Genomic DNA, 14,730 nt, shown 5'->3' on the forward strand with positions numbered 1-14,730 from the left:
CGCGGCGTGGCGGGGCGACAGTGCGCCGAACGCACCCGTAGCGTCGAAGCCAGCACCACATCTACCAGCATTGCCCCTGAACTTCAAGTAGAGGTTGAGGGTTCGACCGGAGGCCTGACTGACGTGACCACGAACCACAACTACCTCGCCGTCATCAAGGTCGTCGGTGTCGGCGGCGGCGGCGTCAACGCCGTCAACCGCATGATCGAGCTCGGTCTCCGTGGCGTCGAGTTCATCGCGATCAACACCGACGCCCAGGCCCTGCTGCTCAGCGACGCCGACGTCAAGCTCGACGTCGGCCGCGAGATCACCCGCGGCCTCGGTGCCGGCGCGGACCCCGAGGTCGGCCGTCGTGCCGCCGAGGACCACGCCGAGGAGATCGAAGAGGCCCTGGCCGGCGCCGACATGGTGTTCGTCACCGCGGGCGAGGGCGGCGGCACCGGCACCGGTGGCGCACCGGTCGTCGCACGCATCGCGAAGTCCATCGGCGCACTGACCATCGGTGTCGTCACGAAGCCCTTCAGCTTCGAGGGCAAGCGTCGCCAGTCGCAGGCCGAGAACGGCGTCGCGGGCCTCAAGGACGAGGTCGACACGCTCATCGTCGTCCCGAACGACCGCCTGCTCGAGATCAGCGACCGTGGCATCTCCATGGTCGAGGCCTTCGCCACGGCCGACCAGGTGCTCCTGGCCGGTGTGCAGGGCATCACCGACCTCATCACCACCCCGGGCCTGATCAACCTCGACTTCGCCGACGTCAAGAGCGTCATGCAGGGCGCGGGTTCCGCGCTCATGGGCATCGGTTCGTCCCGCGGTGCCGACCGTGCGATCAAGGCGGCCGAGCTCGCCGTCGCGTCGCCGCTGCTCGAGGCCTCGATCGACGGTGCGCACGGCGTGCTGCTGTCGATCCAGGGTGGCTCGAACCTCGGCATCTTCGAGATCAACGACGCCGCGCGTCTGGTGCAGGAAGCCGTGCACCCCGAGGCGAACATCATCTTCGGTGCGGTCATCGACGACACCCTGGGTGACGAGGTCCGCGTGACCGTCATCGCCGCGGGCTTCGACGGTGGCGAGCCGGCGCAGCAGCAGAAGGAACGTCGCTCGAGCTACGTCGACCCGGAGTCGAGCGCCGCGGCGCCCGTCGCCGCCTCGACCGGCGCGATCGAGGACTCGACCACGTCGAGCCCGTCCTGGGCCTCGCAGGAGCACCAGCCGCCGGTGCAGCGCGCCGCCGACCCGGCGTTCGACGACGACGACGAGCTCGACGTCCCCGACTTCCTGAAGTAACCCACCCTTGGTAGCCGACACGCGCCTCCCGTCCGCCTCGTCACCCGACGACGGACCGGAGGCGCGTCTCGCGTCCGTCAGGAGCGGCATCGCCGACGCGGCGCGCGCCGCAGGGCGCTCGCCCGACGAGCTGACGCTCGTCGTCGTCACGAAGTACCACCCGGCGTCGCTCGTCCGCGAGCTCGCCGCACTCGGCGTGACGGACGTGGGGGAGAACCGCCACCAGGAGGCGCAGGCGAAGGCCGCCGAACTGGCCGACCTCGGCCTGACCTGGCACTTCGTCGGGCAGCTGCAGTCGAAGAAGGCCCGGCAGGCCCGGCGGTACGCCGACGTGGTGCAGTCGCTCGACCGTGGGTCCGTCGTCGACGCGTTCGCCCCGACCGAGGCCGAGCCGGAGCCCCGGGTCATCGACGGGTTCGTGCAGGTGAACCTCACCGACGACCCCGGCCGTGGCGGGGTGCAGCCGGACGACGTCGAGGCCATGGTGTCGCGCGTGCTGGCCACCGGGACGATCCGACTGCGGGGCGTCATGGCGGTCGCGCCACTGGACGAGGAGCCCCGAGCCGCCTTCGACCGACTCCGCTCGATCTCCGAACGGGTCGTGGCGCTCGAGCCCGCTGCGACCGACATCTCGGCCGGCATGAGCGGGGACTACGCCGAGGCGATCCTCGAGGGCGCGACACACCTGCGGATCGGCACCGCAATCACGGGAAACCGGCCGCCCGCACCCTAGCCTCGTTGCAGGGCACCACGAGCACGAACCCCGGAGGAACCATGGCCAACCCGCTGAAGAAGACGATGGTCTACCTCGGCCTCGCCGATGAGGAACTCGACTACGAGGACGAGCAGCAGGCCGAGCCCGCGCGCCAGCAGGCAGCCCCTGCACGCCAGGCCGCAGCGGCTGCTCCGGCGCCCGCCGAGCCGCAGGAGACCCCCGCGGCGGCAGCAGCCCCCGCGGCCGCTCCCGCAGCCGTCCCGGCTCCCACCAAGACGCACACCCACCAGCGCGGCGCCCAGGTCACTCCGCTCCGCCGCTCGCACACGACCGCACAGAAGGCGACCCCGGTCCAGGAAATGAACGAGATCCTCACCGTCCACCCGCGCGAGTACAAGGACGCCCAGTCCATCGCCGAGAGCTTCCGCGACGGCATCCCCGTCATCATCAACCTCTCGCAGATGACCGAGGGTGACGCCCGCCGCATGATCGACTTCGCCTCCGGGCTGTCGCTCGGTCTGTTCGGCAAGATCGAGCGCGTCACGAACAAGGTCTTCCTCCTGTCGCCGGCACACGTCGCAGTGAGCGGTGAGCCCGCTGAGGTAGAGTCCGACATCGAGGCGAACTTCTTCGCCCAGTCCTGAGCCGTACCCGGCACACCCGCCCCTGAGCGTCGTCTGACGACGCTCGCCCGAGACGAGCGAGCCCCATCGTGTCCGTGATCCTAGGGATCATCTCCCTCGCGTTGCTCCTGTACTTCTTCGTGATGTGGGGGCGGTTCGCGCTCGACCTCGTGCAGAGCTTCAACCGCTCCTGGCGTCCGCGCGGGGGCATGCTCGTGGTGTCCGAGTTCGTCTACACGATCACGGATCCGCCCATCCGAGCGGTACGACGGGTCCTCCCGCCGCTCCGCCTGGGGCCGGTGGCGCTCGACTTCGGCTGGACGATCGTGATGCTCGTCGTCATCATCGCCCGGTTCGTGGTCGCCGCCCTGGCACGCGGTATCTGAGCGGACTCCCGTCCGCGACACGCGCCACGCCAGGCGCGCGGCACGGTTCCTCCCCATCGTCGGTGTACGGTGGTCGGGATCGATGCCCGCTCCGGTGGCGCATCCGCACCGCACGGTACGACTGGTACATTCGGTCGCACCGCACGCGGTTCCACACGTTCAGCAGTTCTATTGAGGTGACGGCAATGGCTTTGACGCCGGAAGACGTAGTCAACAAGCGGTTCCAGCCGACGAAGTTCCGCGAGGGCTACGACCAGGACGAGGTCGACGACTTCCTCGACGAGGTCGTGGTCGAGCTCCGTCGCCTGACCGCGGAGAACGACGAGCTCCGCCAGCGCCTGCAGGCGGCCGAATCGGCCCCGCAGTCGGCGCAGGCCGAGCAGCCCGCTCCCGCAGCCGAGCCGGAGCCCACCCCGGCCCCGGTCGAGGCAGCACCGGAGCCCGCTCCGGTCGCCGCGGCGGCACCGACCACAACGGTCCCCGCCGACGAGGACACCGAGGGCACCACGAACCTCCTGACCCTGGCGCGTCGTCTCCACGAGGAGCACGTCCGCGAGGGCATCGAGAAGCGCGACGCGCTCATCGCCGAGGGCACGGCCCAGGCCGCTCGCCTGGTCTCCGAGGCCGAGGCGAAGCAGCGCCAGATCATCGCCGACACCGAGAACACGAACCGTCAGCGTGTCGCGGTGCTCGAGCAGGAGCAGCGCCAGCTCGAGGGCAAGATCGACGAGCTCCGGACCTTCGAGCGCGACTACCGTGCGCAGCTCAAGAGCTACATCCAGGGGCAGCTCTCCGAGCTCGACTCGGGCGAGCAGTCCGGTCTCACCCCGGCGCCGGCTTCGGCGCAGGGCTTCGGCAACTGACGTTGTCGCGACCAGCATCACGAGCGAAGGTCAGTGTCCGCGCGATCGCGGCACTGGCCTTCGCCGCTGTCGTGGTGGTGGCGTTCGACCAGGTCGCCAAGACGCTGGTCGTCGCGAACCTGCCGTACGGCACCCCCGTCCCGGTCCTCGGCGGTGCGTTGCAGTTCCTGTACGTCCGGAACCCGGGGGCCGCGTTCTCGTTCGCGGTGAACATGACCTGGGTGTTCTCGGTCATCTCGGCCGCGGTCGTCGTCGCGATCATCGTGTACTCGCGTCGCATCCGGTCGATGTGGTGGGCCATCGTGCTCGGCATGCTGCTCGGCGGCGCGCTGGGCAACCTGCTCGACCGGCTCTTCCGTGAGCCCGGCTTCGGTCGGGGTCACGTCGTCGACTTCATCTCGACGCCGTGGATGATGCCGGCGATCTACAACGTCGCCGACTCCTTCATCTGCATCAGCATGGTGGTCTTCGTGCTGCTGGTGATCCTCGGGGTGAACCTCGACGGCACCCGCACACTCTCGGCCAAGCGCCAGGCGCAGCTCGACGCGGCGCAGCCGGTCGACGCGGCGCAGCCGGTCGACGCGGCGCAGCCGGTCGACGCGGCGCAGCCGCTCGACGGTGGGGCCGCGTTCTCGTCGGCTGATGCGGCGTTCGACGAGCCGACCCGCGCCTCCAGGCCGGAGGACCGCGACCGTCGCGACACGCTGGGCCACGACGCCACGTGAGCGAATCGCGTGCTCTTCCCGTCCCCGACGGGCTCGCCGGTGAGCGCGTCGACGCCGCCATCGCGAAGCTCCTCGGCTTCAGCCGGTCGTTCGCTGCCGACGTCGTCGCCGCCGGGGGTGTCCGCGTCGACGGGGTTCCCGTCGACAAGTCGGACCGGCTCCATGCCGACTCCTGGCTCGAGGTCGAGTGGACCCCGAAGGAGCCGCCGCGCATCGTTCCGGCGGCCGTGCCGGGCATGACGATCGTCCACGACGACGAGGACATCGTCGTCGTGGACAAGCCCGTCGGCGTCGCTGCGCACCCCTCGCCGGGGTGGGACGGGCCGACGGTGCCCGGGGCCTCGCCGCCGCCGGCTTCACGATCGCGACGTCCGGTGCCGCCGAACGCGCCGGGATCGTGCACCGCCTCGACGTCGGGACCTCGGGCCTGATGGTGGTCGCGAAGACCGAGCTGGCGTACACGCACCTGAAGCGGGCGTTCAAGGAGCGCACGGTCGAGAAGGTGTACCACGCGCTCGCGCAGGGCCACCCCGACCCGACCTCGGGCACCATCGACGCGCCGATCGGACGGCACCCGTCGAGTGACTGGAAGTTCGCGGTCACGTCAGAGGGCAAGCCGAGCGTCACCCACTACGAGACGCTCGAGGCCTTCCGCTCGGCCACCCTGCTCGAGGTGCACCTGGAGACCGGGCGCACCCACCAGATCCGGGTGCACATGGCGGCGACACGCCACCCGCTCGTCGGGGACACGATGTACGGCGCCGACCCGGTGCTGGCGGCCGAACTGGGGCTGACGCGCCAGTGGCTCGATGCCGTCCGGCTGGGATTCGACCACCCGCGCACGGGCGAGTGGGTGTCGTTCGAGGCGCAGTACCCGGACGACCTGCAGGCCGCGCTGGAGCAGATCCGGAGCGCGTCGCTCTGACACGCCCGGCGGCTTGTGCCGAGGGGTCACGAACTGTCGGTTGGGAGGCCGCCGGGCGACGGTTTCCGGACCCGCCGCGGCCCGCGTGCGGTGTGTCCTGACCGCTCGGCGGCGCGCCCCGCGCGTGTCACGACCCGCTGCCGGCGCGCCCGGCAGCTTGCGCCGAGGGGTCACGAACTGTCGGTTGGCAGGCCGCCAGACGACGTCTTCCGCACCCGCCGCGGCCAGCGTGCGGCGTGTCCTGACCGCTCGGCGGGGCGCCCCGCGCGTGTCGCGATCCGAGGCCGGCGCGCCCGGCCGCTTGCGCCGAGGGGTCACGAACTGTCGGCTGGGAGGCTGCCGGGCGACGCTTTCCGCACCCGCGGCGGCGCGCGTGCGGTGTGTCCTGACCGCTGGGCGGCGCGCCCCGCGCGTGTCGCGACCCGCTGCCGGTCTGGAGGCGCAGTGCGGCCCCGCCACGCGCCTCCAGGCCGACGCGCCCGACGCGCCCGACGACGCGCCCAGCCTCTCTCGCCGAGGGGTCATGAACTGTCGGTTGGGAAGCCGCCAGGCGACGGGTTCTAGACCCGCGGCGGCCTGCGTGCGGCGTGTCCTGACCACTGGGCGGTTCGCCCCGCGCGTGTCGCGACCCGCTGCCGGACTGGAGGCGCGGTGCGGCCCCGCCATGAGCCTCCGGACCGCCCCGACGCGCGCGGGAATGTGGGCGGCCGTGGTTAGGCTGTTCCCACCCCGCAGCACACCGTACGAACCGGAGGTTCCGTGTCGGATTCCGACTCCTTCGTCCACCTGCACGTGCACAGCGAGTACTCGATGCTCGACGGTGCCGCCAGGCTCTCCGACCTCGTGGCGGAGACCGCCGCGCAGGGGATGCCCGCCGTGGCGGTGACCGACCACGGCAACATGTTCGGCGCCTTCGAGTTCTGGAAGGCCGCCAAGGCCGGTGGCGTCAAACCGATCATCGGGACCGAGGCGTACATCACGCCCCGCACGCACCGCTCGGACAAGACCCGTGTGCGCTGGGGTGACGGCGGTGGCGACGACGTGTCCGGCGCCGGCTCGTACACGCACATGACGATGTTCGCCGAGAACACGACGGGCATGCACAACCTGTTCCGGCTGTCGTCCAAGGCGTCGCTCGAGGGCTACTACTTCAAGCCCCGCATGGACATCGAGCTCCTGCAGGAGTACCACGAGGGCATCATCGCCACCACGGGCTGCCCCTCGGGGGAGATCCAGACGCGCCTGCGTCTCGGCCAGTACGACGAAGCAGTGCAGGCGGCCGCCGACTACCGCGACATCTTCGGCAAGGAGAACTACTTCGCCGAGGTCATGGACCACGGCCTCGAGATCGAACGCCGGATCATGAGCGACCTGATCCGCCTGGCGAAGGACCTCGACATTCCGCTGGTCGGCACGAACGACCTGCACTACACGCACGCCCACGACGCCAAGTCGCACGCGGCACTGCTCTGCGTGCAGTCCGGCTCGACCCTGAACGACCCGAACCGCTTCAAGTTCGACGCCGACGAGTTCTACCTGAAGACCCCGGCGCAGATGCGGCACGTCTTCCGCGACAACCTCGAGGCCTGCGACAACACGCTGCTCATCGCGGAACGCTGCAACGTCGAGTTCGACACCTCGGCCAACTACATGCCGAAGTTCCCGGTGCCCGAGGGCGAGACCGAGCACTCCTGGTTCGAGAAAGAGGTCGCGAAGGGGCTGGACTACCGGTACCCGGACGGCATCTCGAAAGAGGTCCAGGACCGCGCCGACTACGAGGTCGGCATCATCAACCAGATGGGCTTCCCCGGCTACTTCCTGGTGGTCGCGGACTTCATCAACTGGTCGAAGAACAACGGCATCCGCGTCGGTCCGGGGCGTGGCTCCGGTGCCGGCTCGATGGTCGCGTACGCGATGCGCATCACCGACCTCGACCCCATCCGGCACGGCCTGATCTTCGAGCGGTTCCTCAACCCGGACCGCGTCTCGATGCCCGACTTCGACGTCGACTTCGACGACCGGCGCCGCGGTGAGGCGATCAAGTACGTCACTGAGAAGTACGGGTCGGAGCGCGTCGCGCAGATCGTCACGTACGGCACGATCAAGGCGAAGCAGGCACTCAAGGACTCCTCGCGCGTCCTCGGGTTCCCGTTCGGCATGGGCGAGAAGCTCACGAAGGCGATGCCGCCGCCCGTGATGGGCAAGGACATCCCGCTCACCGGGATCTTCGACAAGGACCACCCGCGCTACAAGGAAGCCGTCGACGTCCGCACCGTGGTCGAGACCGACCCCGAGGCGAAGACCGTCTTCGACACCGCACTCGGGCTCGAGGGGCTGAAGCGCCAGTGGGGCGTGCACGCGGCCGGCGTCATCATGTCGAGCGATCCGCTGATCGACATCATCCCGATCATGAAGCGGGAGCAGGACGGCCAGATCGTCACGCAGTTCGACTACCCGGCAGCGGAGTCGCTCGGCCTGATCAAGATGGACTTCCTGGGGCTCCGCAACCTCACGATCATCAGTGACGCCCTCGACAACATCAAGACGAACCGTGGGACCGAGCTCGACCTCGAGAACATGGGCCTCGAGGACCCCGAGGCGTACGCGCTCCTGCAGCGCGGTGACACCCTCGGCGTGTTCCAGCTCGACGGTGGGCCGATGCGTGGCCTGCTGCGGCTGATGAAGCCCGACAACTTCGAGGACATCTCCGCGCTCATCGCCCTGTACCGCCCGGGGCCCATGGGTGCGAACTCGCACACGAACTACGCGCTCCGCAAGAACGGCGAGCAGCCGATCACGCCGATCCACCCGGAGCTCGAAGAGCCCCTCAAGGACATCATCGGCACGACCTACGGCCTGATCATCTACCAGGAGCAGGTCATGGCCATCGCGCAGAAGGTCGCGGGGTTCTCCCTCGGCCAGGCGGACATCCTCCGCCGCGCGATGGGCAAGAAGAAGAAGTCCGAGCTCGACAAGCAGTACGCGGGCTTCCAGCAGGGCATGAAGGACAACGGGTACTCCGACGCGGCGATCAAGACGCTGTGGGACATCCTGCTGCCCTTCTCCGACTACGCGTTCAACAAGGCGCACTCGGCGGCCTACGGCGTGGTGTCCTTCTGGACCGCGTACCTCAAGGCGCACTACCCGGCCGAGTACATGGCGGCGCTGCTGACGAGCGTCGGCGACGCCCGCGACAAGCTCGCCCTGTACCTCAACGAGTGCCGCCGGATGGGCATCAAGGTGATGCCGCCGGACGTCAACGAGTCGATCGGCTTCTTCGCCGCCGTCGGCGACGACATCCGGTTCGGCATGGGTGCCATCCGCAACGTCGGGTTCAACGTCGTCGACGACATCGTCAAGGCCCGGACCGAGAAGGGGGCCTTCGAGTCGTTCCACGACTTCCTGCGCAAGATCCCGATCTCGTCGGCGAACAAGCGCACGGTCGAGTCGCTCATCAAGGCCGGTGCCTTCGACGAGTTCGGCGACACCCGACGTGCCCTGGTGGAGATCCACGAGGGTGCGGTCGAGGGTGCGGTCAAGGTCAAGCGCGACGAGGCCCACGGCAACGTCGGGTTCGACTTCGACTCGCTCTTCGCCGAGGCAGCCGAGGACGCCCCGAGTGCCGCGGTGTCGCAGGTGCCGGACCGCCCGGAGTGGTCCAAGCGCGACAAGCTCGCGTTCGAGCGGGACATGCTCGGGCTCTACGTGTCCGACCACCCGCTCGCCGGGCTCGAGATCGAGCTCGCGAAGCACCAGTCGATCACCATCGCCGACCTGCTGACGGCCGACGACTCGATCGAGGGCGAGACGGTGACCGTCGCCGGCCTGCTGACGAGCGTGCAGCACCGGGTGGCGAAGACGAGCGGCAACCCGTACGGCATCGTCGACATCGAGGACTTCGGCGGCCAGATCGGCGTGATGTTCCTGGGCAAGACGTACCAGGAGTTCGGCCCGTCCCTGGTGCCCGACTCGATCGTCGTCCTGCGCGGCCGCGTCAACGTCCGCGACGACGGCAAGGCGCTGCACGCGGTGAGCATGTTCCAGCCGAACGTCGGCGACGCGATGGGCTCCGGCCCGCTCACCCTGTCGCTGCCGGAACGCCAGGCCACGACGACCACGGTGACGGAACTCGCCGCCGTGCTCGGCCGCCACCAGGGTGACACCGAGGTGCGGTTGAAGCTGCTCAAGGACGACGTGGCGCGCACCTTCGAGCTGCCGTTCCCGGTGAACCTGACCCCGGACCTGTTCGGCGAGCTGAAGAGCCTGCTCGGACCCCGCTGCCTGGTGTAGGTGCGCCGACCATGGCCGGTCACCGGATCTTCGGGACGCCCGTCGCGGACGTCTACGGGCACTACCTGGCGAAGGTGGAGCGGAAGGGCCACACGAAGGCGGAGCTCGACACCGTCATCGAGTGGTTGACCGGCTTCGACGACCTGGCGCTCGCGCAGCACCTGGCCGACCGGACCACGTTCGAGGACTTCTTCGCCGGCGCGCACCTCAACCCGAACGCCCCGCTCATCACCGGGGTGATCTGCGGGGTGCGGATCGAGGAGCTCGACGACCCGCTCATGCGGCAGATCCGGTACCTCGACAAGCTCGTCGACGAGGTCGCCAAGGGCCGGCCGATGGTGAAGATCCTGCGGACCGCGTGACCGACGGGCAGCCGGCACCGCACGTCCTCCGGGCGTTCGGCGTGCACGACCGGCCGCTCGAGCGCCTCGGCGGCGGGCGCGGACTCACGTGGCGCGCCGGGGACGTCGTCCTCCGCCCGTCCGGTGACCGCCTGGAGGCCCGGTGGCGGTCCGCCACGCTGGCTCGGCTCGACCACACGGCCGGGTTCCGGACGCCGCGCCCGGTGGCCGCCGCGTCCGGAGACTGGGTCGTGGACGCCGGCGCCGCCGCTGCCGGCGACGCCGCCGGCGCTGGGGCTGGCACCGGCGTCAGCACCGGCGACGACGGTTGGGAGGCCTGGCGGTGGGTCGACGGTCGGACCGACCCCACTCGCGTGGACGACGTGATCGCCGCGGGCGCAGCGTTCCACCGGGCGATCGCCCATCTGCCACGCCCGGACTTCCTCGACCACCGCGACGAGCCCTGGAGCCGGGCGGACCGCATGGCCTGGGGCGGAGCAGCCCTTCCCGACGACCCGACGCTGGACCGCCTGGCCGCGACGTTCCGGCCGGTGACGTCCCCGTCGCAGCTCGTCCACGGTGACCTGCTCGGCAACGTGCTCTTCACGCCGGGGGAACCGCCCACGGTGTTCGACTGGGCACCGTACTGGCGCCCGGCGGGCCTCGGCGCCGCGATCGCCGCGGTCGACGCCGTGTGCTGGCACGGGGTCGCCGTCGGTCGGCTCGGCGTGCTCGGCACCGGCGTCCCCGAGTGGCCGCAGCTGCTCGTCCGTGCCCTGGCGTTCCGGATCGCCACGCTGCACCTGCTCGACGCGTGGGACGCCGAGCAGACGGTCCGCCACCGGCCCGTGGTCGACGCCGTCGTGCAGCACGCCGCCGGTACGCTGGAGGCCTCATGATGCAGCGAATCGACCTCCGCGGCGGCCTCCCCGCCCGTGCTGAACTCCTCCGACTCATGCCCCGCGCCGCGGGTGACGTGTCGCACGCGGTCGACGCCGCGCGCGAGTTGATCGAGGACGTCCGGCACCGTGGAGCCGCGGCCCTGCACGACCAGGCCGAGCGCTTCGACGGCGGGGCTCCCGCGAACGTCCGGGTCCCCGCTGCCGAGATCACCGCCGCCGTGGCGGGGCTCACCCCCGAGGTCCGAGCAGCCCTCGACGAGGCCGTCCGCCGGGTCCGGGCCGCGAGTGCCGCGCAGATCCCCGCCCCGTCCGTGACGACCCTGGCCGACGGCGCCGAGGTCCACCAGCGCTGGCAGCCGATGCGCCGCGTGGGGCTCTACGTGCCCGGTGGCAAGGCCGTCTACCCGTCCAGCGTCGTGATGAACGTCGTCGCGGCCCAGGTCGCGGGCGTGCCCTCGATCGCCCTCGTGTCGCCGCCGCAGCGCGACCACGGCGGCGCGGTGCACCCGACGATCCTCGCGGCGGCGGGGCTGCTCGGCATCGACGAGGTCTACGCGATGGGCGGCGCCGGAGCCGTCGGTGCGCTGGCGTACGGCGTCGCCGATATCGACCTCGAGCCGGTGGACCTGGTCACCGGGCCGGGCAACAACTACGTCGCTGCCGCCAAGCGCCTGGTGCGGGGGGTGGTGGGCATCGACTCCGAGGCCGGGGCGACCGAGATCCTCGTGATCGCGGACGACACCGCCGACGCCGGGTTCGTGGCCGCCGACCTCATCAGCCAGGCTGAGCACGACGAGCAGGCCGGCAGCGTGCTGGTGACGACGTCGGCGGCGTTCGCCGACGCGGTCGAAGCCGCCATCCCGGAGCGCACGGCGGTGCTCGGGACGGCTGCGCGCCTCCAGGCCGCCCTGGACGGACCGCAGTCCGCGATCGTCCTGGTGGACTCCCTGACCGACGCGGCGACCGTGAGCAACGCGTACGGGCCGGAGCACCTCGAGATCCAGACGGTCGACGACGACGCGGTGCTGGCCGACATCGACGCCGCCGGTGCGGTGTTCGTCGGACCGAGCACGCCGGTGAGCCTGGGGGACTACCTGGCGGGCTCGAACCACGTGCTGCCGACCGGCGGCCAGGCCCGCTTCGGGGCCGGGCTGTCGGCGTCGACGTTCCTGCGGCCCCAGCAGATCGTCCGGTACACGCCCGAGGCCCTGGCCGAGGTCGCCCCGCACATCGTCGCGCTGTCCACCGAGGAGCAGCTCCCCGCGCACGGGGCCGCCGTGACGGAGCGCACGAACCGATAGCCTGGGGAACGACATGTTCTGCCCCTTCTGCCGCCACCCGGACTCCCGCGTCGTCGACTCACGGACGAGCGACGACGGAACCTCCATCCGCCGCCGTCGTCAGTGCCCCAACTGCGGACGACGGTTCTCGACCACCGAGACCGCATCGCTCAACGTCGTGAAGCGCAACGGCGTCACCGAGCCGTTCAGCCGCGACAAGATCGTCTCCGGCGTGCGCAAGGCGTGCCAGGGGCGCCCGGTCACCGACGGTGACCTGGCCGTGCTCGCGCAGCGCGTCGAGGAGACCGTCCGGTCCTCCGGATCCAGCCAGATCGACGCGAACGACATCGGCCTCGCGATCCTCGCGCCCCTGCGGGAGCTCGACGAGGTCGCCTACCTGCGGTTCGCGAGCGTCTACCAGGCGTTCGACTCGCTCGAGGACTTCGAGGACGCCATCGGCCAGCTCCGCCGCGACCACCACGAGGCATCCGACACGGCCGCCGGGTCGTCCGCACCGTCCGGCACGCGCGCGTGAGCGGCATCGCCGAACGGATCGTGCGCGGCGGCTACCGCGTCGTGTTCCGCTCCGTGTTCGCGAACATGGACCCGGAGCGCGCACACCACCTGGCGTTCGCCGTCATCGCGGGGCTGCCCCGCATGCCGTTCCTGAGTGGCGTCGTCGAGCGGTACTGCCGTCCCGCGGCGTCCGACGGCATCACCACGATGGGCATCCACTTCCCGTCGCGCTTCGGCCTGGCCGCCGGGTTCGACAAGGACGCCCGCGGCATCGCCGGTCTCGGCCTGCTCGGCTTCGGCCACGTCGAGGTCGGCACCATCACCGCCAAGCCGCAGCCCGGCAACGAGCGCCCGCGCCTGTTCCGACTGATCGGCGACCGCGCCCTGATCAACCGCATGGGCTTCAACAACCACGGCGCCGCAGCGGCAGCCCGACGCCTCGAGCGCGCCCGCCGCAACCCCGGCCGACCGGTCATCGGCGTGAACATCGGCAAGAGCCGGGTCGTCTCCGTCGAGGACGCCATCGACGACTACCTCGAGTCCACCCGTCGGCTCGCCACGTTCGCGGACTACCTGGCGGTCAACGTCAGCTCGCCGAACACGCCCGGCCTGCGCGGACTGCAGGAACTCGACCAGCTCCGACCGCTGCTGTCCGCGGTGCGTGACGCCGCCGGCCGGACGCCGGTGCTCGTCAAGATCGCACCGGACCTCACCGACGAGCAGATCGACGCGATCGCGGGCCTCGCGGTCGAGCTCGGACTGTCCGGGGTGATCGCCAACAACACGACGATCTCCCGCGAGGGCCTGACGGCCGATCCGTCCGACGTCGAGGCGATGGGTGCCGGGGGCCTCTCCGGTGCGCCGGTCGCCGCCCGCTCGCTGGAGGTCCTGCGTCGCGTCCGGGCCGCGGTGCCCGCCGACTTCTGCGTCATCGCCGTCGGCGGTGTGACCACCGAGCAGGACGTGCAGGACCGCATCGACGCCGGGGCCACGCTCGTGCAGGGCTACACGGCGTTCCTCTACGAGGGACCGACCTGGGCCGCGCGCATCAACCGGCTGCGCCGTCGGCGGCTGCGTCGCGCCGCGCGGTAGACGCGACCACCTGACGGACTGGAGGCCCGTGGCGACACCGCCACGGGCCTCCCGTCCGTCGTGCGGGTGCGTTCACGGCCGCTTCGTGAGCAGGAACGGGGGAGCGGGAACGACGAAGCGCCGCCCGGCAGGCCGGGCGGCGCTTCGTCGTGTGCGTGTGGCTAGAGCGTGGGGTACTGGCCGCGCCGGACCTGGGGCTTCGGCAGCCGCAGGAAACGCAGCTGCCACGCCCGCGTGAGGATGTAGAGGAACGTGCCGCGCTGGAGCTCGCCGAACTTGGTGGTGAGCTTGCGGCGGAGCGACAGCCACAGCACCACGCAGTCGATGATGAACAGCGCCACGAACGCCCACACCAGCAGGAGCGAGTAGGACGCGATCACGGTCTGCGCGGCCGCGAACCCGACGATCAGGAACAGCACGAGCACGGGCATCATGACCTCGCCGACGTTCCAGCGGGCGTCGATCCAGTCGCGGACGAAGCGTCGCTGCTCACCGCGGTCCTTCGCCGGCAGGTAGCGCTCCTCGCCGTTGGCCATGCCGACGCGGGCACGCTCGCGCTCCGAGTTGAGACGAGCGCGCGCAGCCTTCTTGTCGACCGGCGTGTTGCCGACGAGGGGGCGGCGGTTCGCTGCCTCTCGCTCGCGGCGGGACGGCGTGGGGCGGCCCTTGCCCTGCTCGAGGAGCTCGGCCTCGGTCAGGTTGACGGTCGTGTTGGTCTTGGGGGCTGCCTTCGCCACGGTGCGTTCCTAACGGCGGTGTGCGTGCGGGATCTCCTCTAGATTACCGGG

Annotated in this window: 13 protein-coding genes and 1 pseudogene; 13 read left to right on the forward strand and 1 reads right to left on the reverse strand. The window is 70.7% G+C overall.

Translation table 11 applies throughout. The features are described from left to right. Positions 1–123 precede the first annotated feature (123 nt). The 13 genes and pseudogenes from ftsZ to ACZZ9K_RS00465 all read left to right on the forward strand — a co-directional run bounded on the left by ftsZ (position 124) and on the right by ACZZ9K_RS00465 (position 13,942). Complete coding sequence (gene ftsZ / locus ACZZ9K_RS00405; RefSeq protein WP_027465251.1) at positions 124–1,284, forward strand: cell division protein FtsZ; 1,161 nt, start codon at positions 124–126, stop codon at positions 1,282–1,284. Between the two features lie 7 nt (positions 1,285–1,291). Further along, positions 1,292–2,017 (forward strand): YggS family pyridoxal phosphate-dependent enzyme, encoded by a 726-nt coding sequence (locus ACZZ9K_RS00410; protein ID WP_463443056.1) that lies wholly within the window; start codon positions 1,292–1,294, stop codon positions 2,015–2,017. A 41-nt stretch (positions 2,018–2,058) separates the two neighbouring features. Further along, positions 2,059–2,643, forward strand: a complete 585-nt coding sequence (locus ACZZ9K_RS00415) for a cell division protein SepF (RefSeq protein ID WP_027465253.1) — start codon at positions 2,059–2,061, stop codon at positions 2,641–2,643. A gap of 68 nt (positions 2,644–2,711) precedes the next feature. Then, positions 2,712–3,008 (forward strand): YggT family protein, encoded by a 297-nt coding sequence (locus ACZZ9K_RS00420; protein WP_017886631.1) that lies wholly within the window; start codon positions 2,712–2,714, stop codon positions 3,006–3,008. A 185-nt stretch (positions 3,009–3,193) separates the two neighbouring features. Beyond that, positions 3,194–3,871, forward strand: a complete 678-nt coding sequence (locus tag ACZZ9K_RS00425; protein ID WP_027465254.1) for a DivIVA domain-containing protein — start codon at positions 3,194–3,196, stop codon at positions 3,869–3,871. A gap of 2 nt (positions 3,872–3,873) precedes the next feature. Beyond that, positions 3,874–4,596 (forward strand): signal peptidase II, encoded by a 723-nt coding sequence (gene lspA, locus ACZZ9K_RS00430; RefSeq protein WP_463443057.1) that lies wholly within the window; start codon positions 3,874–3,876, stop codon positions 4,594–4,596. After that, positions 4,593–5,521 (forward strand): annotated as a pseudogene (locus ACZZ9K_RS00435) (RluA family pseudouridine synthase). The gene lspA and the pseudogene ACZZ9K_RS00435 overlap by 4 nt, the downstream one beginning before the upstream one ends. Positions 5,522–6,331: 810 nt before the next feature. Further along, positions 6,332–9,811 carry a DNA polymerase III subunit alpha gene (gene dnaE / locus ACZZ9K_RS00440; protein ID WP_071245757.1) on the forward strand — a complete coding sequence of 1,160 codons (3,480 nt, stop codon included), beginning with the start codon at positions 6,332–6,334 and terminating at the stop codon, positions 9,809–9,811. A gap of 11 nt (positions 9,812–9,822) precedes the next feature. After that, a complete protein-coding gene (locus ACZZ9K_RS00445; RefSeq protein ID WP_027465257.1) occupies positions 9,823–10,173 on the forward strand; it encodes a DUF2200 domain-containing protein in 351 nt (116 codons plus the stop codon). Beyond that, entirely contained in the window at positions 10,170–11,051 is an 882-nt protein-coding gene (locus ACZZ9K_RS00450; protein ID WP_463443058.1) for a hypothetical protein, read from the forward strand. Before ACZZ9K_RS00445 ends, ACZZ9K_RS00450 begins: the two co-directional genes overlap by 4 nt. Then, on the forward strand, positions 11,048–12,355 hold the full coding sequence (gene hisD, locus ACZZ9K_RS00455) for a histidinol dehydrogenase (RefSeq protein ID WP_463443059.1): 1,308 nt from the start codon (positions 11,048–11,050) through the stop codon (positions 12,353–12,355). The genes ACZZ9K_RS00450 and hisD overlap by 4 nt, the downstream gene beginning before the upstream one ends. Before the next feature lie 13 nt (positions 12,356–12,368). Further along, positions 12,369–12,869 (forward strand): transcriptional regulator NrdR, encoded by a 501-nt coding sequence (gene nrdR, locus ACZZ9K_RS00460; RefSeq protein ID WP_463443060.1) that lies wholly within the window; start codon positions 12,369–12,371, stop codon positions 12,867–12,869. Further along, positions 12,866–13,942, forward strand: coding sequence for a quinone-dependent dihydroorotate dehydrogenase (locus ACZZ9K_RS00465; RefSeq protein ID WP_138803093.1), 1,077 nt, complete (start codon positions 12,866–12,868; stop codon positions 13,940–13,942). Before nrdR ends, ACZZ9K_RS00465 begins: the two co-directional genes overlap by 4 nt. A 161-nt stretch (positions 13,943–14,103) precedes the next feature. On the opposite strand, the gene ACZZ9K_RS00470 is transcribed toward ACZZ9K_RS00465, so the two are convergent. After that, a complete protein-coding gene (locus tag ACZZ9K_RS00470; RefSeq protein ID WP_463443061.1) occupies positions 14,104–14,679 on the reverse strand; it encodes a DUF3043 domain-containing protein in 576 nt (191 codons plus the stop codon). Positions 14,680–14,730 lie beyond the last annotated feature (51 nt).

Source organism: Curtobacterium sp. AC268 (assembly GCF_979258745.1).